Here is a 22,674-nt window from a genome sequence, read left to right as displayed (position 1 = left end):
CTTTAACTCTTATACCTCAACCATTTCCACATCTCTTTCCACGAAGGCTTTTTGCCGTACATCAGAATGCCCGTGCGGTAGATTTTTCCGGCCAGCCAGGTGGTGCCGATAAAAGTGATGACCAACAATCCGACGGATAGCAGCTTTTCCCATAAAGGAACGTCAAACGGCAGGCGCACCATCATCACAATGGGCGAGGTAAAGGGGATAAGTGAACACCAGAATGCCAGCGGACCGTCGGGGTTTTCGATGCTGTAGATGGCAGCATAAAAAGCAAACAGAATGGGAATGGTGATGGGCATCATAAATTGTTGCGTGTCGGTTTCGTTATCCACAGCCGAGCCGACTGCAGCAAACAGTGAGGCATAGAGCAAATATCCTCCCAGAAAATAGAAGATGAAATAAGAAACGATTTCTACCAGATTGATACCCTGCAAGCCCTGAAATACAGTCATCATTGCCTGCTGTGCTCCGCTGTTTGAGGCACCTTGCAGCTGCGCGCCTGCCTGCAGGTTGCTAATGCTGGTGCCGAAGAGCGCAAAACCTGCAATGTTGGAAATGATCAGCGTGAGTATTATCCAGAGTAGAAATTGCGTGAGCCCCACCAAAGCGATGCCGATGATCTTGCCCATCATCAGCTCAAAAGGTTTGACGGAAGAGATAATCACCTCCACGATGCGGTTAGTTTTTTCTTCCACCACACCCCGCATTACCTGCACTCCGTACATAAAAATAAACATGTAGATGAGGAACGTAGAGAGACCTCCGATAATGGTGGCAACAATGGAAGAGGTCACTTTGGAGTTTCCCTTCTCGTCCAGCTTAATGGTCGTTACATCAATTTTGGTGCGGGCTTTTTCTACCATTTGCTTGATATTCGCCACGTGGTAAGCATCCAGTTTCTTGTTCTCCACGTATTCGCTCAGTTGGCGCGAAACGGTCGATTCGAGCTCTATCCCCACCTGTTTTTCCGAATAAAGAGTGGCTGCCGTGGAATCCTTGACCAGATCTCCTTTTATCAGCAGAACGGCATAGTAATCTTTCTTCAGTTGCGAGTTGCCAATGTTTTGCACCCGTTCCTTTACCGGCACAAACACGTATTGTTTGTCCGATTTCAGCACCTTGCCATACTCGTTGGTAAAGTCGACAACGGCAATTTTTTTGCTTTCGTTGTCCTTGATGCCCGATAGCCAAAGCGGGACCATGATAAGAGCCGCAAAGAGGAGCGGCGAAAGGAAAGTCATGATGATGAACGACTTCTTGGCAACACGGGTAGTGTATTCCCGGCGGATGATAATTCCTATTTTATTCATAATGGCTAAATATCAATGGTTAATTGTTAATGATTAATGGTTAATAAGAAACCATTACTGTAGGTTTGATTTTGTTGTTTTGAGAATGCTTGTTATCAGCTTGATAAGTTCAATCGCATCATTGTTGATGCTGCTGAATTGTTCGGAGCTAATATAATCGGTCGCATGTAACAGTTCTAGCCAATAAATGGTCTCGTTAATTTCTTTTTGAGCTATTGCCATTTTATGCTTAAAATCACTTTTTGTTTCGGCATGTTCAGCTTCGCGAATCATTGCTCCAACACTCGTCCCGCTATGTAAAATCTGTTTGGATAACACAGTTTCTTTTTTGCTATCAATAAGATGCCGTCTGAGGTTCACAATCCTTACAGCAAAAGCAAAACTTTTATCTTTTACAATATTCTCTCTCATATCTTCATTAACCATTAACCGTTTTTATAAAGATTTCGTTCATGCTGGGCAGTAATTCTTCGAAGGCCACAATAGAATGTGTTTCCATTATCGATTTCAGGCATTCGTTAGCCGATAATCCGGTAGATTGAATGCGCAATTCTGTATTACGATTTTTCTGTTCGCTGGCCAGAATCTCGAAAGGCAACCGGGCAATGTCGGGTTGTTCGGTTCCGGCAATGGTAACTCGGTAGATGTGCGACCGGAATTGCTCCCTGATTTCATGTACGTTGCCCTGAAGCACCACCTGCGATTTGTTGATGAGTGAAATGTCGTCGCAAAGCGCTTCTACCGATTCCATGTTGTGCGTGGAGAAAATAATGGTGGCACCTTTGTCGCGGAGAGCCAGCATCTCGCGTTTCAGCAGGTCGGCATTTACCGGGTCGAAACCGCTGAAAGGTTCGTCGAAGATCAATAGTTCCGGTTCGTGCAGCACCGTGGTGATGAACTGTACCTTTTGCTGCATTCCTTTCGAGAGTTCCTCCACCTTTTTGTTCCACCATGCCTGTATTTCGAATTTCTCGAACCACATTTTCAGTCGGGCCATAGCATCGTGTTTCGAAAGTCCTTTCAGTTGAGCCAGATAAAGCGCCTGTTCGCCCACCTTCATCTTCTTGTAGAGGCCTCTCTCTTCAGGGAGATAACCGATACGGTTGATGTCGTCGGCGTGCAGGCGTTTGCCGTCAAGGAGAATCTCTCCGCTGTCTGGTGCCGTGATGCAGTTGATAATACGAATCAGGGTGGTTTTGCCCGCACCGTTTGGGCCGAGCAATCCGTAAACCGAATGTTGTTCAATGTTCATGCTCACTGCATTGAGCGCTTTGAATCCTGAGTACTCTTTGGTTACGCGATGAATTTCCAGAAATGACATATTTGCAGGGAAAAGAGGTGAATAAATATCTTAACTTAAAAAATATACGAAAATATTGAACAAAGATAGGAGAATTACTTTTAGCTGCAAAGAACCTGACTATGCCGGTAAAAATTTGTAATTTTGGATTCAAATTTATTTTATGCAACTGACAGACCTTTCGATACTCAATTATAAAAACCTGACACAAGCCGATTTGTCGTTTTCGTCCAAAATTAATTGTTTTATTGGTTACAATGGGATGGGAAAGACGAATCTGCTGGATGCTATCTACTATCTTTCGTTTTGCAAAAGCTTTACCAATCCGGTCGACATGCAAAATGTGAAGCACGATGCCGATTTTTTTGTGTTGCAGGGGCATTATAAACGGGGCAACAGCGATGAGGCGATCTATTGCGGACTGAAGCGGCGACAAAAGAAACAATTCAAACTCAATAAAAAAGAGTACGAAAGGCTTTCGGATCACATCGGTTTTCTGCCTCTGGTAATTATTTCGCCTGCCGATGGCGCTCTTATCAGCGAGGGGAGCGACGAGCGAAGACGGTTTGTCGACAGCGTTATTTCGCAGTACAACAAGCGTTATCTGAATGAATTAATTCGTTACAATAAGGCTTTGCTGCAACGCAATACCCTTTTGAAAGGCGACATGCACGACGAGATGGTGTATGATATCTGGGAAGAACAGCTGGCCGAAGCCGGGGTCTATATTTTTGAAACCCGGAAGGCTTTTGTTAATGAATTTATACCCATTTTTCAGTCGCGATTTAATTTTATAACGGATGAAAACGAGCGTGTCAGTATCCGTTACCAATCGCAGCTTGCGGAAAGAAACTTTAAAGAGTCATTGCAACGTTCGCGGGAGCGTGACCGGATTCTTGGTTACACGACAGTAGGCACTCACAAAGACGATCTGGAAATGCTGTTAGGTGATTATCCCATCAAGAGGGTAGGGTCGCAGGGGCAAAACAAATCGTTTCTGGTTTCGCTCAAATTTGCCCAGTTCGACTTTCTGAAGCGGGCATCCGATCTTACTCCCATATTGCTCCTCGACGATATATTTGATAAGCTCGATGCCAACCGGGTTTCGCGTATTCTTTCCCTTGTCTCCGGCGATTCTTTCGGACAGATATTTATCACCGACACCAACCGCGAGCATATCGACCATCTGTTAACAGAAACAGGTTGTGAGGTGAAATTTTTCTTTGTCGATAACGGGGAAGTTGCTACTCTTTAGAAACAGGAGTAACAAACCGGCCCTTTCTTCAGTTTGTATACAATCATGATTTCGTGCGTACCCAAAGAGTGGTATTTTATGCCGCTTGAGTTGTATTCATAACTGTAAAACACCGACAAAGCCTTACTGATATTCATTCCGGCAATTCCACCTATTTGTCCGGGAGTCCGGTAGAAAGCTCCCACCTGAAACTTATCCGGTTCATTTTTCATTGTTTTAAAATATGCCGTTGCATTGAATTCTGTCTGAATCATCCGGCTGTATTGGATGCCGCAAACTCCCACTCCAAAATCAACAGGGTTTTCTGTGAAAGTTCTAAAAGCGCCGTATAAAAAATTGGTGTTGACCATTGCATTGTTTTTGTTGAATAGCGAAGCAAAATTTTGACTGGAAACTCCAACCCGTAATGACCGGCTGGCAAGTTCAGCCCCAATGTCAGTGTTGAAATATGTCTCGGGTTGTAAATTGTTGAATGCTTCATTGTCGGAATTATTATCCAGTATGATTTTTGAAGCATCGTAGGAGAGTCTTTGATAAACTCCTGCTATTCCCAACTGTAAACGCCATGTATCGTTTAGAGTCACTGCATAAGTGTATGACAGAGATAAATTGGTGGTGGAGGTGTACCCGATTTGATCCTGGAAGATTTTTGCGCCAAACTGGGAGTTCATTTCTTCGGAATAAAGATTGGCAGTGGCAATGAAAGTAGTGGGTGCTCCGTCAAAAGTGACCCATTGTTTGCGACCGGCCATACTGAATACGGCTGGATATTGCGTGTTGATATAAGCCGGGGTAATATAATAGGGGTTTTCCCAATAATGGTTCAGTCGGATATTAGACTGTGCCATACAGGATAGTGATATGAAAATGAGCGCAATGAATTGTAAAATTTTTTTCATGACATGATGCTTTGTCGGGGGCGTAAAGAGCTTTGCTTTATTGCTTTTTTACTATAGGCTATTGCTTCGCGACAACAACATAACCCTCTTTCGTTTTTGTTTCAGTTGCATATTCATAATAGACTATATAAAAGTAAGTGTCTCTTGCAACCGGTCTCCCATTAAACTTCCCATCCCAACCATCATATCCTTCGTGGAGCAATAAACCGTTTCGGTTGTATATTTTAACGTGGAGTCCTTTCAGAAATACGTCGTTTACGCCATCGCCATTAGGGGAAATGGTATTGGGGATGACCGATGTATACAAATGAGACACGATCACACTGTCACATCCGTCAATAGTTTTGAAAGTATCGGTATAGTCTCCGTTATCGGCGTATATATGCCCGTTAATTTTATATGAATCTCCTTTGAACATGTGGAGAGTCTGCTCTTTGTAATATACAGGCAACTCTTTTAATACTAAGGTGGCGGCACTGTCACATCCTACCGCATTTGTGAGATGTACAAGATAAGTTCCGGCGGCGTTATAAGCAAATCCGGCAAACATGTACGTATCGCCCCGGCAATAAGAAGAATTGGTTGTTGAGCTGGATGGTTCTTTTAGGGAAAGTTCCAGAACAGCAGCACTGTCGCAGCCTACTGAATTTGTGAGATGCGCAACGAATGTGCCGGCTGCTGTATAATTGACTCCGTTAAATTTATAAGTATCTCCCCTACATATAGAGACTTTGGTTGTAGAGGTGGTAGGTTCTTTGATTGTCAGGATAAGTGTTGCAGCGCTGTCGCATCCGACGCTATTGGTCAGATGAGCGGTGTAGCTTCCGGCCAGGTTATATGCTTTTCCGTTAAAAGTGTATGAATCACCCTTGCATATTGAAACCTTGGTGGTGGATGAGGTAGGCTCTTTGATTGACAGGATAAGTGTTGCAGCGCTATCGCATCCGGCAACATTGGTTATGTGGGCTATATAAGTCCCTGCCGCACCATATTTTTTACCGTTAAAGTGACAACTGTCCCCTCTGCATATGGAAACGCGGGTCGTTGAAAAGGTGGGTTGGTTTACCTTGATTTTTATGTCAGTAGTCGCGCTGGTAGTTACAGGAGAGCACTCAGTTGCGGCCGTTATTTTGCAGGAAAGAACATCATTGTTTGCTAATGAATTTGTAGAGAAAGTATTACTGTTTGTGCCGACAATGGTTCCGTTGATTTTCCATTCGTAGACAGGACTTGTGGCTTTTACAAGAGATGCTGCGGTGTATGTTACGCTATCTCCTTGGCATACAGATAGTTTTGATGCGTTGATGTTTAGCCCGAGGTTTGTGGCCACTAATGCTTTTTCAAGATCTTCTGAATTAAGTATATAAGCGTATGCAAATGTTGTAGATTCGTTGGGTTTTAACGATCCAATCCTAAAAGCAATAGATATTGCATTGTCGGCAGCATAATTCGTTCCTGCTTGTGAAAATCCATAGCCTGTCCATATTGCTTTGGCATTTCTGTTATTAAAACCTCCTGTTGTAACCTTTGCTCTTGCATCCATAGATCCCAATCCAAGATATTCGCCACTTCCATTTTTTGTCGTAGCAGATACTAATGCCTTACCACATGAGTTTGGAGTTTGATAAATGATACTGTTGTAAGTCAAATAGTCATAGGTGCTTCCCGGAGTGTTTACTCCCTGATCCGGATCTACGTTTCGCATATAATATATACTGTCAATGGGAGATAGGGTAGTATTGGTGAGAGTAACTTGTGTGACAAAATAAATAGCACCAGAGGGAATGTAAGTCTTGGCTGTTATAGCTAGCCCGTTTATTGATCCTTGCCAGGTGGCAGATTGTTCTTGAGGTGTAGATTGAACATCAATGACGCTACCCGGTATTTGACTTAACGAGCAAATTAGGTTGTTATTGTAATTGTAAGCTCCAATGGAGAGACCAAATCCTTCTTCGGGTGTTCCGGGAAGAAAATAATCGCCGATATATTTTGTCCAGTTGTCTTTTGCTGGATTGGCAACGAATCCTAGCTGTCTGGGTCTGCTGTTCATGCCATTTCCTCTCGGATGGAAGCCGGTAGGAGCGTCTATAGTTGATGCGAAGTTGCCACAAGGACCAACAGCAACTTCTACATAATCGCTTTGCAGAAATGCATTTCCGTTTAATAATTGAGTATTGAATGACCCTGCTGCAGAAATGTGATGAATGCAATATAGATTGAACATTAATACAACAAGGACTCTGGCTGGATTCATATGCACATGATTTGGGTAAAAAGGTCGTATAGTTTGGTTTGCTCGTAATTAGCTAAGTCTGATTAATTCCGATTAACTTTTGCTGCGATTGAAAAGTAACTACATCCAGACTATTCTGATTTTATTATAAAATTTAAGAGATGCTACTTATTGAATTTGAGATAATATAAAAACATTAAAAAAAAACAGGTCAAAGTTAAATAGATAATTTAAGTCAACAAATTTAATGGTTTTAAAAACAGTTAAAATTAAGTTAATATGAATTTTTTGAATTTAAAAGTGGATTACACCCAAAGAGCTTGATGTATATATATATATCTTGTGCCTTAAAAAAAAGAGACTGTCTCTTTTTTTTTTTGAGGCAGTCTCTTTTTTTATCCTGTTTTAGATCCTAATTTTTATCTTGTCAGCAAGAACTTGAAGGTAACTCCGAAGTTGGTTGTTGACATCGGATAGGACGTTGATATAAGAGGGTTGCTCATGTTGCGGTCGTAATAAAGCTTAATGTTGATCATTGAACTGAATACGTAATCGCCCGATACTTTGATGGTCGTTGTTGTTCCTCCGTCTGTGGGTTGAACGTTGTCGCTTTCAATGTTACGCATCAGGCTCTTGGTGTCGCGTACCGAAAAATCGCATCGCAGTGTAAGGTCGTTCTTTACTTTCGATTGCTTATTCTTCATTTTCAGAATCAGGTTGAAATCCTTAATCATATAACCCAAGCCAATAACCCATTCCTTGCTCAGAATTTCCATAATCTGGGCACTGGTAATATTGAGGCTGAGATTGCGCTGAGTGTTGTACATTAGACGCGTTGACAAGCTGTTCTTCAGAGCTGCATCTACACCAATCAAAGGCATGAAGGCTTCTGTAAGGGTTACCGAACCGATATTGTATTGCGAAGACGGAATCGGGTTGCCGGTGGTGACATCTTTGATGAACCCCATGCTGCCGTTGCTTGCCCAGTTGGAATAAGAGGTGTATGCGGCAATTGTGTAATCACAGTTGTAAGCATGGTTTAACGTTAAAGATTTCAGGTATTTGGCTACGATTGGAATCGTTGATAGTCCGTCGAATGAAATGCGCCAGTTCGGGAGCGACTGTAAAAGCGACGGGAACAATCCCAACTTGTTGCCCGAAACCGAATGGCCTCCGTATGCTGCAAGAAATGCAGGAATCAATACATCTGCCGAATTCGGATTGACACTTCCGTTTTTCGAATCGTAGGTTGCTCCTGCTAATACATTTCCTTCCATAAAACCGGAATTAGGATAGCGTTGTCCGGCATATTTCTGCTCAATCAAACGGGTAACTTCAGCTCTGTTGGATTTGAATTTTCGATAGATTTCGGAACTGAACCCATTAGTCGCGTTTCCACTGCTTTTGAAGAATGTGCCAATAGCGATGTAACTCATGTGGAAACTGCCGGTGAAAGTAGTTGGCATTCCTTTATACATAAATTCCATCGACGTTTGTCCGGCCTGGAACCATTTTTGAGCAAGGTCAATTTTGAGTCCCGGCAGAGGTTCAAGATTCAACCGCGCTTCAAAATCTTTGGTGGTTGCAAAAGTGGCCGGATTGATTACGGTGTCATTCGAAATTAACCATCCTCTATCCAGAGCTTTAGAAACAAAGCCTTTGTCAAAGAAGCCAAGGCTGAAATCTACACCCGGCGCTGTTGTTCCCATTAATGTAGACTGTCCGAACCATTTGCTTGTGCCGGCAAAACCTGGTAATGTCAGGTTTTGGCTGTACCGGTAAGAGATGCTACCTCTGCGGATCATCATTAAAGTACGAACGGCATAGTCTACCAATTGACGGGAAACTCCCGCATCATTTGGATTTTGCGTACTGATATTGACGCTTGCATTTACACGTTTTGCAAGTGGAGCTATTTCAATTGTGTTCGCATCTACCAGTTTGTATTTCAGATTAACCGGTTTTCCGAGACTATCCATTGCAGTGATCGTGAATTTGGTCGAATTCAGACGGTGCGTCAACCTTAATGGCTTATCTTTTTCAATGGTTATGTTTTGCCTGAAAGATCGTGGCCGATACTGTTGTACTCTGTTGCCGGAGGAGAACTTCTTGTTAATGTCGCTCAGGAATTTGATCTTGTTGTAAAGCATTTCGAAATTAAACTGAGCATCAGACTGTGTTTGAGCTGTACTGCTGATGGTGTTTCCAACATTCAGTTTGGATGCCGTTGTTACACCGGTTTGCCAGTCATAATTCGCCGTGTACTGGATTCGCGCTGTGGTGAAGTCCAGATAAGGTAATTTGTTGATTGGTAGAGTGTAGTTTGCCGTGAACATCTGTTGGTACAACAACGGACGACCAAGGTTCGCAAGGCTATGTTTGATCGAGTCTTTCCAGACTTTGTATTCATCGGGGAAGAGGTTCTTGTCAACCGGAACATATGGCTCGTCGATGCGTGAGTTTGTGCTGGATGAGAATGTAAATGACAAACCTCTCGTAAGGTCGAGTTTAACGTCAAACCTTCTGTCCCAAAGGAAATCACGGCTAAACGTCATCAGATCTCTTTTGTCTTGTACTCCACCGGCATTGATTACGTCATAGTCACGTGCCTGAGTCTGAGAATAGGTACGGGTAATATTGGTATTGTACGCAATCTGACTCGGGATGAGATTGATGTTAAAGTCGCTTATTAGCTTTAGCAACGGTGACCTCAGGGCTTTTACGTTTTTAAATGGTTCCCACGGTTTTGGCATCGTGTTGTATATATAGCTGAATGCCCCACGGTAATCATTCGAATAACTGTAAATTACATCCGGGCTTTTATCGCTGGAATGATTGTAAGCGTATGAAAATGAGAAGTTGGCCGGGTCGTACAGCTGAGGTGTTTTACTCCTTATGTCAACACGGGCGTTTGTGATGTTAAAGCTTGTTGTGGTATGACGGGTTTGGGCAAACGATAAGATAGAGTCTCGTTGAGCCTTCGTAATCGCAGCTTTCAATGCATCAGACAACAAAATGTCACCATCCAGCGGATTGTATTTCGGACGTATAATTTCGTTTGAAGTAGAGAAAAAGACCGGAATATTTACCTTCGCTTTTTCCGGGAAGAACTTGCCAAGCTGGACAGTGGTAGATATATTGTATTGATACTCATTATCCAGACTGCGGCCAAGAATATTTTGTTCGATGCTTCCGAAACCGGCTGTGACGAATTTTCCTGACGCGTTGATCATTCCCAGATCAGAGAGAGCCACTGATGCATTTGCCGTTCCGGCCCAGCCTCCACCTTCTTCAAAGTCGTTAAGGCTAAATTCATCAAACCACACTTCTCCGTTCTTTATGGCGCGACTGTTGTTTCTGACACCAATCATAACAGACTGGACGTCGGCAAGGCTCGGATTTCCAAGAACAGTTACTTTGTTTTTGGGATTTGATGGGTCGTAATATGAATACGGGGTTGTTAATGTAATGCTTGAATTTGTTCCCCTTTCGGCATTTCTTTGTTTTTTCAGGTTGGTCAATACCTTCAATGCGATGTCAAACTCGTTGTCGGATGGCCAAACCGTAGCGCGATCTTTATCGCTGCTTTGCTGATAATGTCCTGCATCCGTCAGTTTCAGCGGAATTTCATATTCGTAATAGTTGTTCGTAAAGTCAGATCCCAAACGGATAAACGCTGTCAACTCGTAATCTTTCAGGTTCGAGTTATCGTCCGATACTTTTTGTGCGTGGGCAAACATATGAATACGCTTGTACTGACGCATGTCATAATTCGTGTTTTTGTAGATGGCGCGCGCATCATTTGTTGCCAGGTTGTTAACTTTCAGTGTTATAGATTGCTCGTTTTCCTGACGAATCTGGGGCTGGCTTGGGTCAACTTGTCGCGTAACACCCGGAGGTAATACGTAGTTCACCGGCACGCGGTTAGCATCTTCTTCAATATTTACGGCACCCACGTCAAGATCTCCCGAAACGGAAGGAGTACTGCCCGACGTGTATAGCTTTTGAGTATAGGTTCTCCAGTCTCCTTTTACCAGATTCAATGTTCCAAAGCGCAGGAAGGTTGAGTCTTCGAAATTCGTCATAAACATCCTCATGAAGCGGATGGACTTGAAATCGCTGATGGAACCTATTTTTTTCTGATAGTCACGGATAGGAATTTTGAAATGGAACCAGCTTACCTTGGTCTGTTTGCCATTTTTCAGCGTTACGGTTGGCGTAATTTTATCCACCAGATAATTGCTGCCCACCTGTAAGTCTGTGCGACGCAGAGAAACTTTATACTGATAGTAATTTTCATACTGATTCAGTGTGTTGTCCTGATTCAAATCCTCCACGTCGGGTAACGAAGTAGCCGCAGAAGAATAGTTGGTGGTTGTGCCATCATCCGTAGAGTTTCCTTCCGTACCGTTGTAATGCTTGTATCTGTTCAGAACGGAACTTTGAGTGGCATTGTAAGCCGGATTGCGGTAGCTTCGATAATTGTCTCCTGCGGGGTCGTTTATCGGGGAGAACGGGTCATTTTGCCACTGACGTAATGTTGCTGCTGAGACAACCGTTTTCAACTGGTCAACATAATTTTTGTATGTGGGGAACGAAAACTCACTAGTTGTTGACAGACCGTCAAGTCCCACATCCTGATACTGACGGGCACTTGAACTGTTGTCAAATGCCAGAACCGTCGATTGTAAAGTAGGAACGCGACCCCATACAGTCCGTGTGGTATTGGTTGTATCTCCAAGAGCAGAAAGACCGTTTTCAAAGAATTTCTTGCCGTCTTTAAGTATGTCTTCGGAAAGATCTCCAAGGTTGAAGTAAAGATCCCCGCCGGTACTTTTACTCAGCGTGTCGTTCACAAACGGATCCATCATCCAGAAGTCGATATATTCGATGTTGGATGATTCAAAATCAGTCGTTTCCAGCTTTCGCATAATCCCGCCCCACCGGCTTTTGGGTTCTTTCAGTTTGCCGTTGGCGTCAATACCTTTGCTGTAGCTGGTCGGCATTACGTCAACGTTGTAAGGTCCGCGTTCAGTAGGGTAGTAAGATACATTCAGAACCGGTAAATACGACGTTGTTCCATACAAAGATTCTCTGTTGGGGAAAATCTCCTGTTCAAGAACCTGCCGGGTTAAATTGTTGGATTGTAAATCTTTGTTGTTTCTGATATAGTCAGGTGTCAATGACGATGTTCCTGAAAATACGGTTTGGTCAACGACAAACCAACTCATCATCGCTCTGTTTTTTCCGTAGTTTACATTGTTGTTCAGAGTCGCTTCCGGAAATAACGCTGAAGAAGACAAATCAAGAGGTGTGCTGGCGAGGAACCAGTTATAGGGATAAGCCAGTTCTATGTCTGTTTTGGTGCCTTCAAAGTCGTCTATAAAAACCTCTCCTTTTTTTGATACTGAATTGGGATGCCCGGCAATAAGTTGCGCAAATTCAGCATTTACACTCAGGTATGATGGTTTTGTCAGGTTGAGTAACGGGATCTTATTCAGCAGGTTTGTTAGCCATAAAGACTCTGTTCTGTAAGAAGTGTTCAACCCCCAAATTGTATTTGAAATAGGATCGCTCCCGTAAGCAACTTTCTGAGTGAGGGGTAATTCCGAAAGGTGCATGATAGTTCCCCCGATCGAAAAATCTTTGCTGAAAGCGTATTCCAGGTGCGTGCCAATCAGGGTTTTGCGTTGCAGGTCAAACATGGATTGATTTTCCAGTTTTACATTGACATTGGTACCGGATGCCAGGATGCTCTGGTTGATGATGTCTACCGTTCCCATCATATAGTCAACGGTGTAATCCTGATTTTCAACCAATGTTTTTCCTCCGGCAGTAACCACTACCGATCCTCTCGGAATGTTCATGGCATTCAGCTGTATTTGAGAACCGGAGGTGCCCTTGTATTCTCCTACCAGCCTGAATTTGTTCTTGGAGCTGTATTGTTGAGCCGTTGTCAGGGTAGAGTCGTATAGCTCCTGATAAACATATTTTTTGGCAATTGCAGGATTCCCTATTTTTGTTGCAAGATAACTACCGAAGGGCTCTACTACAGGAAAAATAATTCTCCCGCCATCCGAAACTGCGGTGTATCCTTCCACATAATCGAAGTTGCCATCAGGATGTGCTTCGTTCTTCGAATCGAGGTTATCCAGGTTCAATACACGGGTCAATTGCTGGCCTTTTATGATGCCTTCGTTGATGTATGAAACATTAATTCCGGTAGAATCGCTCTCGTACATCACGTTGAGCTTGAACTTTTCTTTCTGCATTTGAGATGCGCCTACGTTGTAAACGTTTTTCATCATCAACTTCCAGAGAGGAACCGCAGGTGAAAGGTTAGTGTTTTTAATCAATTTCACCATGAGCGCTTTAGGCGCTTCAATCGGATCGGAAGAGAATTCTCCTACCTGATATGTTTTTCCTCCTGCCGTATATTCATAAGCGACAGCCAACACTTCATCTGCATTTAGTGCATTGCGCAGAGAGACGTATCCAAGGCTCTTGTTGAAGATGTATTCTGATGCGTCCAGTTTACGGGCGCTTTCAATTTTTTCGTAATCACGGCTTCCTATAATTCCCATAGAACCGTAGGTTGCATCCAAAATCGCGTTGGAATTTTGGATGTCGCGGATGCCGGAAAGAGCGGTGACTTCTCCGTACAAAGTGTTCGTTGAATTAGACGGATATTTCGAGCCGGAAGCCGTCCAGTGAGGGTTCGAGAGGTTTGTCGTTTCTCCCAGGTCGGAAAAAGCAACAATGTTTCTGGCCTGAGTAAAGTCACTACGTTTATTTGTTACCCAGACCTCTATCCGGTTGATGGTTATTCCCGATGTGACATATGGTAGATTGTTCATCCATTTGTCGAAGTTGTTGCGAAAGTATTGTGACAGAAAGAAGTGCCTGTTGGCATCGTATTTATCGGCTGCAAAATTGAATTTGGTTGTTTGTACGCCACCTTTCGAACTCACTGTTTTGGTTTGCGACTGTTGCTGAGAAGCTACAGCGACCACGTTTAATTTACCGAATTGTAATTCCGTTTTAATCCCGAACAGAGCTGAGCTTCCCGTAATCAGGGAGCTGTTGAGTGGAAGGCTTACATTCCCGGCTTCGATTTTTTTTACAATCTCGTCTTCTTTGCCTGTGTATCCTAGTTTGATCATTTTCTGATCAAAATCGAAAGACGCTTCAGTATTGTAATTGAGGTTAAGATTGACTTTATCGCCGACTTTCCCGTTTACATTCAGCTGTATTTTTTCGTTGAAATCGAAAGAGGGAGACGGCCTGCGCATTCTGTACGGATAAATCGGATTGTCAATGGTGTGGGCACGGACACCGAATCCAAGTTCTGTCGATCCCTGCATTTTAACCTGAACACCGCCCGGTCCAAACAATTTGTCGGCCGGACCAAGACTGAATTTCATGTCGGTAAGTGCAAACTTGGAATCCTCGGTTTTTTGTACGGAATCATTACGTTGTCTCCAGTACGATTGCATGGATGTTCGCAAAGTATAGTCCTGATATTCCTGAGATGTCATGGAGATTGGGGTGGCAATGTCCATCGAACCTACTTTGGTGTACACCAGATATAAGCCTGTTACCGGGTCGTATACTACGGTTGATTTTACGTTGTCAGGATCTTTCAGATCCATCGGACGGCGATTTTCCATGTCGGCTACACCGACTGAAGATGTTGGTTTGACAGGGAATAATAAAGAAGAATCTTTCCCATTTTCATTGTTATGATCACGGGAAACTGAAGGCTCTGTTTTTTGCCCTGATTGTTGCAATCCGGCCACCGGAAGCGCAGAAATGGCAATAAAACAGAGAGTAAATATGAAGAGTAATATTTTTTTGATCACAGTCAGGATTCTGTTAAGTGAATCTTAAAATGATAGACTATAGCAATTTAAGAGCCTGTTTTATGGCCTGTTCAATCGTCAATGACGGTGAGCCGGCAAAGATCTTCTCTAATGCTTTGCTGATAGCTGCCTGTTGAAAACCCAGCATCATCAAAGCCTGAGCAGCCTCTTGTTTTACAGAAGAATACGATTCGGTTCCGGCAATTTTAGCCTCACCGTTTACCCTGCCTATTTTGTCTTTCAGGTCAATGATTACCCGTTGCGCTGTTTTTAAACCTATGCCCTTAATGCTTTTAATGGCTGTTACATTATCCTGAGCAATATGCTGCTGAAGCTCGCTGATTGATAGTGAGGATAGTATCATTCTGGCAGTATTGGCTCCAATGCCCGATACCGAAATCAGTAACAAGAACATTTCGCGCTCTTCTTTGGTGAAAAAGCCAAAAAGTAAGTGAGCGTCCTCTCTGATAGCTTCGTAAACATAGATTTGAGCACTTTCCTTATTTTCAAGGGCTGAATAGGTAGTCAGGGAAATGTGTACCAGGTAACCGATACCTCCGGTTTCGATTGTGGCCGATGTGGGGGTTAGTTCTGCTATTTTTCCCTTAATATAATCAATCATTGAATTTGGTTCTGAAATTTAAGATGTTGTGTCTTTACAACTTATTAGTTGTAAACGTAAAAAGAATGTTTGTAGTACGTAATGTCTACAAAAATAATGGTTTTTTATGATATTCGATCTTAAATAATTGCTTTTTTGTTAAACGGAAAAAACAAATTTAATTCTGGTAACTTTATAGTGGAATGAAACTTGAACCGAATGATGTTTGTTGAAATTATCGGCTTTTTTGCTTTAAGGTTATTGGCTTCGAATGAAAATGGCTGGAATTGCGAATGGGCTGAGTATGTTGATTTATTGCGAGAGTCTTATTATTGCCATTTTTCCCATCTAAAATAGAACAGAATAACGACTACCGTCATGATCATCAGGAAAATACATCCTCAAAAACCATCTGTCGTTTGAGATCCGGGCAGGAGAATGAAATTCATACCGTAGATGCGTGCAATTAACGTTGGGGTCATGAAGATTACCATCAGGATATTAAATATTTTAATGATCTGATTCTGTTGGGTATTGACAAGCCCCATATAAGGTATCCTGAAGGAAGTCAAGGCGATCAAAGTTGAATCGTGTGTATTCAACAGAGAATTGATGTCTTATAGTCTGATTGATGCAACCCAGTTGGTTAGCTCCACAAAAGAGGCAACATCCAGCTGTTCTGCTCGTTTTTCCAGTAAAGGATGCGTTGCCTGTGGATTGTTGTGCAGGTTTCTGAGTGCATTCCGGAGGGTTTTTCTTCGTTGATTGAATCCGGCTTTCACCACAGCGATAAATAGTTTCTCATCGCAGTCGAGCTTTTCTACTTTGTTACGTTTCAGTCGGATTACCCCTGATTTTACCTTGGGCGGTGGATCGAAGACGTGTTCCGAAACGGTAAACAGGTATTCTATATCATAATATGCCTGAAGGAAAACACTCAGGATGCCGTAACTCTTGTTGCCCGGAGGCGATGCAAGACGCTCGGCAACTTCTTTTTGCAACATGCCGGCAATCACCGGAATGCGATCTTTATATTCAAGCGCTTTGAAAAAAATCTGACTCGAAATGTTGTAAGGAAAATTACCGATGATGCAGAATGGAGCCCCGCCAAAAAGCGAGTCTATGTCATAATTTAGAAAATCGCCCTCGATTAAAGATAGCTTCGGGAAATGTTCTTGTAAGTAAACGACAGATTCTGAATCTATTTCAATAGCGGTGAGCTGCATCAAAGGGTTCTGAAGCAAAAACTGGGTAAGGACGCCGGTGCCAGGGCCTATTTCAAGAATATTTGTCGTTTCCTCCGGAGATATGCTGGAGGCAATGCGTTGGGCAATAGATAAATCCTTAAGGAAGTGTTGGCCCAAATGTTTTTTTGCTTTTACGTAATTCATGAGGAGGCTGCTCCGTGTTAATAAATTAGACTAAAACCGGCAGAAAAGCGTATATTTGTACACTGTTTCTGGTATGCAAATTTACCCATAAATGATTAGATAACCTAAAGTTGTGCTAAAAAAGCAAAACGACAATCAAAAGTTTAGAGATGAGGAAAATAGCCATAACGCTTCGTAAGTATATCATTCACTTTATTGACTTCTTTTATATAAAACCTATTCGGAGTATAATCCCTCAATCACTTTTTCGGTATGCTTTTAGCGGCTCGGCTAATCTTGTTTTTGGGTGGGTGTTGTATTTTGTTCTCTATAATTTTGTTTTTGAAAAGGAGGTCGTTTATTTGAGGTATTTGGCTATGACGCCTCACATAGCAGCTTTTGTGTTTACTTTCCCAATTACATTTGCATCCGGGTTTTTGCTTGGAAAATATGTCAGTTTTCAGGGATCAGCCCTGCGTGGGCGAGTTCAGTTGGTGCGCTATGGCATGGTTACCGGAGCCAATATCCTTATCAATTATCTTGGGTTAAAGCTTTTGGTGGAGGTTTTGGGGTTGTATCCCTCTCCATCTAATGTGATTATATCTATTTTCTGTGCTGTGTTAAGTTATTTTTTGCAGCATTATTTTACATTCTCGAAACGATTGTGAGTCCTCTTTATTGATTGATTATCATGAATATTCCACGTCTAAAAAATTATGATTCGGGAAATTTTTTCCTGTTGGCCGGCCCTTGTGTTATTGAAGGTGAAGAGATGGCTTTGTCTATTGCCGAGCGGATTGTGACTATTTGCGACCGGCTCCGAATTCCGTACGTTTTTAAGGGTTCTTACAGAAAGGCAAACCGCTCACGAATAGATTCATTTACCGGTATCGGTGATGAAAAAGCGCTGAAAATACTTCAAAAAGTAGGACGTGAATTCGATATTCCGGTGGTGACGGATATTCATACCGAACAAGAGGCCATATTGGCTGCTGAATATGCTGATGTACTGCAAATTCCGGCATTTCTTTGTCGCCAGACCGAATTGCTTGCTGCCGCTGCTAAAACTCAGAAATGGATCAATATTAAAAAAGGACAGTTTCTTTCGCCTGATGCTATGCAATTTGCAGCACAAAAGGTGATCGATTCCGGTAACGATAAAGTGATGCTGACGGAAAGGGGAACGACCTTCGGATATCAGGATTTGGTTGTCGATTTTCGTTCTATTCCGGTAATGCAGAAAACGGGTTTTCCTGTTATTCTGGATATTACCCATTCATTGCAACAACCCAATCAGTCGTCCGGTGTTACCGGCGGTCAGCCTGAAATGATAGAAACGATGGCCAAGGCTGGAGTGGCGGTTGGAGTGGATGGTTTGTTTATTGAAACGCATCCCGAACCATGGAACGCAAAATCGGATGGCGCGAATATGCTGCAACTGGACAGACTGGAAGGATTGCTTGAAAAACTGGTTGCTATCAGGCAGGTGCTCTGATTTTAGTGGATAAATTCGTCGCCGGCAAGTGTCATTATAACACCAATGACCGCGATGATCATGATGATGCTGCCGGTGATAATGTTTACCCATCTCAATCCTCTGACATTGAATTTGTTGCGGAATACATTGACGATGCTGGTAAGGAAAAACCACCAGATGCAGGCTCCGACAAGAATGCTCGAAAATCCGATTACAGCTTGTCCGAATTGAGTGGATGCCGCAATGAAGCTGAAACGGGCATAAAGAGCCATAAATAAGAAGATAATCACGGGGTTGGTTACCGTCAGAGCAAACGAAGTAACGAAATCCTGCATATAGCTCTCTTTGGCTTCTGATGTTTTTGAGAGCTGACGGACAGGATTGCTCCTGGAAAGATAAAATCCGAAGGCGAGCACAAGTATACTTCCTGCAATTTGAATAGCAAATTTGTGTAATTGCAGAAAATCAACCACAAAACTCATACCATATCCGGTTACAATAGCATAAAGCAAGTCAGAGGCAGTTGCTCCTAAACCGGTAGCGATGCCATAGTATTTGCCTCGATTTAAGGTGCGTTGAATACATAATACACCTATAGGGCCCATAGGCGCAGATACGCAAATACCGATAATTATGCCTTTCCAGATAATATCAAACATCCTGCAAATATCGGTAATTTTTTGCAATTTTCGGTGGGGTGGGCTAAAAACAATCGTTTTATAATTGTAAATTGGTTTAATAAATTTATTGATAAAATGCAATTTTCCTGCTTGTATTCAGGTGTGTGGAACTTGCAAAATGTTTTAAGTGAGGAGAATTGTTATATGTCTGAGAATATTGTAAAACTAGAGGGTGTTTCTAAATTGAGTCAGTATGAATCGTTGCTCGTGCAATTGAAATCCTTGTTGGGCGGAGAAACGGATGTGATTGCTAACATGGCTAATGCTGCTGCTGCTATTAAAGAGGTCTTTGGCTTTTTTTGGGTGGGATTTTACATTGTCCGCGAAAATCGACTGGTACTGGGGCCATTTCAGGGACCGATTGCCTGCACCCGAATAGCATTTGGAAGAGGCGTTTGTGGTACAGCCTGGAAAGAAGCTCGTACACTTATTGTTCCTGATGTTGAAGCATTCCCGGGGCATATAGCATGTAGCTCTTTGTCTAAATCGGAGATTGTAGTTCCTCTGCTGCATGAACAAAAGGTATGGGCAGTGCTCGATGTGGATAGCGATCAGCTTGATACATTTAATGCTGTTGATAGTGAATTTCTTGAAAAAATAGTAGCTCTTATACAGATGAATGAAGCATTGTGATGTGACTGTTGATTATCGTTAGATAGTAGGTCAATTGAAAACAGAATGTGTTGCATATGAAAAACTTGCAAAAAAATAACAAAAATAAGCTTCGGATTACGGCAAAGGACTATGTTAAAGCAGTGAAGAAAGCGGATAGGGAGATTGAGCTTACGGGGCAGGCTGGCTGGAAGTCAATACATAAGATACATAAAAGCAAAAAACTGTACGACCGTAAATTATACAAGAAAAACCTTGGTGGAGAGGATTGATGTGTTAAATAAACTAAAAACATGGATGTTTAAGTGTCTGTCCTAATGTTCATTGGTCTTGTTTATGTGTTGATATATAGTTTTTTATATATTTGTACCTTTCTCTTTTTGTGTCTTCGTGTTCGTACACGGTATTGCAGAATAAAAGAAAATAGTATACATTCGCAAATTCAAAATTAACCTGAGCCATGAGTGTTGACAAAAAGATAACCATCAAAGATATAGCGAAGAAGGCAGGCGTGTCTGCCGGAACCGTTGACCGGGTACTTCATAATAGAGGTGAAGTTTCGGAAAAAAGTAAGGAAAAAATCAAAGCAACTCTTAAAGAACTGAATTATGAACCGAACCTCATTGCAAGTTCTTTATCAGCACGCAAAACGTATAAAATTATATCCCTGATTCCTTTTTTTCAGGAAGGAGATTATTGGGAGGCTGTCGATAAAGGTATTGACAGGGCAAGTGCCGAGGTGGATAAATTCAACGTGGTGGTTGAAAAAAGATATTTCAATCAGTTTGAGGCTCAATCTTTTTACAATGAAATTGATGCTCTTGAAAATGAAGATTTTCAGGGTTTATTGCTGTCGCCGATTTTGCGCGATAAAAGTCTGGCGTTGTGTGCGACAATGAAAAAAAGAGGCATTCCGGTTGTCTTCGTCGACTCTCAGATCGAAGGAGCCGATTATCTGGCTTACTTTGGACAACCTTCGTTTCAAAGTGGGTTTATCGGAGCAAAATTCGTAACAGCCTCATTGCCTAAGGGTAAAAATATTGTACTATTCAGAACTTTGCGTAAGGGATTTATCGGAGCTAACCAAACGTTACAACGTCAGGAAGGTTTTCTCTCATATTTAAGTGAGTACCGTCCCGATTGTTCGGTGGTTAATGTCGAATTACAGGCGGGTAACCCGGAAATGAACGAACTGTTGATGCGCAAGGCTTTTGATGAACGTAATAACGTTGGAGCTGCTGTTATTTTTAATTCTACGGCCTACAACATTGCGGCTTTTCTGGAGCGGGAAAAGATTGAGAATGTAACTTTGCTTGGTTATGATGCGTTGAGTAAAAATATATCTTACCTAAAGCAGGGCAAAATTGCAATCATCATCGCACAACGTCCCGAAATGCAGACGTATAACGGCATAAAGGCTTTGTTCAATAATATCGTTCTGAAGAAAGACGTAAAAAAAGTGAATTATATGCCGGTCGATTTGCTGGTAAAAGAAAATGCTGATTATTATACGGAATACAAACCCTATTGAAGCTTTCCTGATAAAAGAATAAAAGTTACTTAATATACTATTGTCGGCTTGACAATAAACTTTCAAAGAAATAGAAAATGAAAACTCTAAACAGACAAAATGTTCAGGCAAATACATATCCTGAACGCATTATTCAATTTGGTGAAGGAAATTTCTTGCGTGCTTTCGTAGATTGGATTGTATTCAACATGAATCAGAAAGCCGGATTTAATAGCAGCGTGGTGGTTGTACAGCCAATCGATAAAGGAATGGTTGATATGCTCAATGCTCAGGATGGTTTGTATCATGTCAATCTTCAGGGTTTGGATGAAGGGAAAGAAGTTGATTCCATCCAACTGATCGATGTGATTTCTCGTGGTTTGAATCCTTACACTCAGTTTGACGAATATTTGAAACTGGCGGAAAACCCCGAAATGCGTTTTGTTATTTCAAATACTACTGAAGCTGGTATCGCTTTCGATTCTTCCTGCAAACTGGAAGACAAACCTGCAAAATCATACCCAGGTAAATTGACACAGTTGTTGTATCACCGCTTTAAAACTTTCAACGGCGCTGCTGACAAAGGTTTTCATATCATGCCTTGTGAATTGATTTTCCACAACGGCGTTGAATTGAAGAAATGTATCGAACAATATATCGAACTGTGGCAGTTGGGTGCCGACTTCAAAAACTGGTTCGAAACCGCTTGCGGCGTTTATCCTACTTTGGTCGACCGTATCGTTCCTGGTTATCCAAAAGACACCATCGATCAGATTCTGGAAAAAGTTCAGGTAGAAGATAAGTTGGTTGTGAAAGGTGAAATTTTCCATTTATGGGTAATCGAAGCGCCTGCATCGCTTGCTGCCGAATTCCCTGCTGATAAAGCCGGTTTGAACGTATTGTTCGTTCCAAGCGAAAAACCGTACCACGAACGTAAAGTTACATTGTTGAACGGTCCGCATACAGTGCTCTCCCCTGTAGGTTATTTGTCTGGTTTGGATACTGTTCGCGAAATAGTGGAAGATGAAGTGACCGGTAAATTCGTTCGCAAGGTGATGTTTGAAGAGCTGCTTTCGACTCTTGATTTGCCTCAGGCAGAACTCGAAGCATTTGCTAACGCCGTTCTGGATCGTTTCCGCAATCCATTTGTAAAACACTTCGTTACCAGCATCATGCTGAACTCATTCCCGAAATTCAAAACCCGCGATCTGCCCGGTTTGAAAATTTATATGGAACGCAAAGGTGTTTTGCCTGAAGGTATTGTTCTTGGTTTGGCTGGTATCATTGCTTATTATAAAGGTGGCAAACGTGGCGACGTTGAAATCGTTCCGAACGATGACGCAGCTATCGTTGATCTGTTGAAAAATCTCTGGGCTACCGGTTCTATCCAAAAAGTAGCTGAAGGTGTTATGGGTGCCGAATTTATCTGGGGCGAAGACCTCAATAAAGTTCCCGGTCTGACCTCTAAAGTAGCACAGTTCCTTGCTTCTATCGAAGAAAAAGGAATGCTGGCTACCGTGAAGACAATTGTTCGTTGAGAAATCAACGTTCAACGATTACAC

At 42.3% G+C, this 22,674-nt stretch carries 17 protein-coding genes; 7 read left to right on the top strand and 10 right to left on the bottom strand.

Annotation, left to right across the window (positions count from 1 at the left end; translation table 11 throughout):
- Window positions 1-2: 2 nt before the first annotated feature.
- Genes F8N35_RS08805 through F8N35_RS08795 form a run of 3 tightly spaced genes read right to left on the bottom strand, consistent with a single transcriptional unit; the run spans window position 3 to window position 2,634 of the window.
- Entirely contained in the window at window positions 3-1,313 is a 1,311-nt protein-coding gene (locus F8N35_RS08805; RefSeq protein ID WP_293051501.1) for an ABC transporter permease, read from the bottom strand.
- 54 nt (window positions 1,314-1,367) lie between these two features.
- The gene (locus F8N35_RS08800; RefSeq protein WP_293051942.1) at window positions 1,368-1,724 is read right to left on the bottom strand and encodes a four helix bundle protein; all 357 of its coding nucleotides are present in this window, start codon (window positions 1,722-1,724) and stop codon (window positions 1,368-1,370) included.
- A 7-nt stretch (window positions 1,725-1,731) separates the two neighbouring features.
- Entirely contained in the window at window positions 1,732-2,634 is a 903-nt protein-coding gene (locus F8N35_RS08795) for an ABC transporter ATP-binding protein (RefSeq protein WP_293051499.1), read from the bottom strand.
- 142 nt (window positions 2,635-2,776) lie between these two features.
- On the opposite strand from F8N35_RS08795, the gene F8N35_RS08790 reads away from it, so the two are divergent.
- Window positions 2,777-3,868 carry a DNA replication/repair protein RecF gene (locus F8N35_RS08790; protein ID WP_293051497.1) on the top strand — a complete coding sequence of 364 codons (1,092 nt, stop codon included), beginning with the start codon at window positions 2,777-2,779 and terminating at the stop codon, window positions 3,866-3,868.
- On the opposite strand, the gene F8N35_RS08785 is transcribed toward F8N35_RS08790, so the two are convergent.
- From F8N35_RS08785 to rsmA, 6 genes are all read right to left on the bottom strand, one after another.
- Entirely contained in the window at window positions 3,865-4,767 is a 903-nt protein-coding gene (locus F8N35_RS08785) for a PorP/SprF family type IX secretion system membrane protein (RefSeq protein ID WP_293051494.1), read from the bottom strand. The genes F8N35_RS08790 and F8N35_RS08785 overlap by 4 nt on opposite strands.
- 58 nt (window positions 4,768-4,825) lie before the next feature.
- A complete protein-coding gene (locus F8N35_RS08780) occupies window positions 4,826-7,021 on the bottom strand; it encodes a gliding motility-associated C-terminal domain-containing protein (protein ID WP_293051492.1) in 2,196 nt (731 codons plus the stop codon).
- Between the two features lie 398 nt (window positions 7,022-7,419).
- Window positions 7,420-14,862 (bottom strand): cell surface protein SprA, encoded by a 7,443-nt coding sequence (gene sprA / locus F8N35_RS08775; RefSeq protein ID WP_293051490.1) that lies wholly within the window; start codon window positions 14,860-14,862, stop codon window positions 7,420-7,422.
- 37 nt (window positions 14,863-14,899) lie between these two features.
- Window positions 14,900-15,484 carry a Holliday junction branch migration protein RuvA gene (gene ruvA, locus F8N35_RS08770; RefSeq protein WP_293051488.1) on the bottom strand — a complete coding sequence of 195 codons (585 nt, stop codon included), beginning with the start codon at window positions 15,482-15,484 and terminating at the stop codon, window positions 14,900-14,902.
- A gap of 380 nt (window positions 15,485-15,864) precedes the next feature.
- Complete coding sequence (locus F8N35_RS08765) at window positions 15,865-16,035, bottom strand: CorA family divalent cation transporter (protein WP_293051485.1); 171 nt, start codon at window positions 16,033-16,035, stop codon at window positions 15,865-15,867.
- Window positions 16,036-16,080: 45 nt separating this feature from the next.
- Window positions 16,081-16,854, bottom strand: coding sequence for a 16S rRNA (adenine(1518)-N(6)/adenine(1519)-N(6))-dimethyltransferase RsmA (gene rsmA / locus F8N35_RS08760; protein WP_293051482.1), 774 nt, complete (start codon window positions 16,852-16,854; stop codon window positions 16,081-16,083).
- A gap of 149 nt (window positions 16,855-17,003) precedes the next feature.
- Between rsmA and F8N35_RS08755 the strand changes: the two genes are divergently transcribed.
- Together F8N35_RS08755 and kdsA are read left to right on the top strand one after the other, a co-directional pair.
- The gene (locus F8N35_RS08755; RefSeq protein WP_293051479.1) at window positions 17,004-17,501 is read left to right on the top strand and encodes a GtrA family protein; all 498 of its coding nucleotides are present in this window, start codon (window positions 17,004-17,006) and stop codon (window positions 17,499-17,501) included.
- A 29-nt stretch (window positions 17,502-17,530) separates the two neighbouring features.
- A complete protein-coding gene (gene kdsA, locus F8N35_RS08750) occupies window positions 17,531-18,328 on the top strand; it encodes a 3-deoxy-8-phosphooctulonate synthase (RefSeq protein WP_293051939.1) in 798 nt (265 codons plus the stop codon).
- A 2-nt stretch (window positions 18,329-18,330) separates the two neighbouring features.
- Here the strand turns inward: kdsA and F8N35_RS08745 are convergent, their stop codons facing one another.
- On the bottom strand, window positions 18,331-18,969 hold the full coding sequence (locus tag F8N35_RS08745; RefSeq protein ID WP_293051476.1) for a LysE family transporter: 639 nt from the start codon (window positions 18,967-18,969) through the stop codon (window positions 18,331-18,333).
- A 165-nt stretch (window positions 18,970-19,134) separates the two neighbouring features.
- On the opposite strand from F8N35_RS08745, the gene F8N35_RS08740 reads away from it, so the two are divergent.
- The 4 genes from F8N35_RS08740 to F8N35_RS08725 all read left to right on the top strand — a co-directional run bounded on the left by F8N35_RS08740 (window position 19,135) and on the right by F8N35_RS08725 (window position 22,650).
- Window positions 19,135-19,623: a GAF domain-containing protein gene (locus tag F8N35_RS08740; RefSeq protein WP_293051474.1), complete on the top strand. Its 489-nt coding sequence runs from the start codon at window positions 19,135-19,137 to the stop codon at window positions 19,621-19,623.
- Window positions 19,624-19,679: 56 nt separating this feature from the next.
- A complete protein-coding gene (locus F8N35_RS08735) occupies window positions 19,680-19,874 on the top strand; it encodes a hypothetical protein (RefSeq protein ID WP_293051471.1) in 195 nt (64 codons plus the stop codon).
- A 188-nt stretch (window positions 19,875-20,062) separates the two neighbouring features.
- Window positions 20,063-21,133, top strand: coding sequence for a LacI family DNA-binding transcriptional regulator (locus F8N35_RS08730; protein WP_293051468.1), 1,071 nt, complete (start codon window positions 20,063-20,065; stop codon window positions 21,131-21,133).
- Between the two features lie 77 nt (window positions 21,134-21,210).
- The gene (locus tag F8N35_RS08725) at window positions 21,211-22,650 is read left to right on the top strand and encodes a tagaturonate reductase (protein WP_293051465.1); all 1,440 of its coding nucleotides are present in this window, start codon (window positions 21,211-21,213) and stop codon (window positions 22,648-22,650) included.
- Window positions 22,651-22,674: the final 24 nt, after the last annotated feature.

It is taken from the genome of Paludibacter sp. (assembly GCF_009712605.1).
Lineage (GTDB): Bacteria > Bacteroidota > Bacteroidia > Bacteroidales > Paludibacteraceae > Microbacter.
The sequence above is the reverse complement of the archived record's forward strand: the minus strand, read 5'-3'. Positions and strand labels throughout refer to the sequence as shown.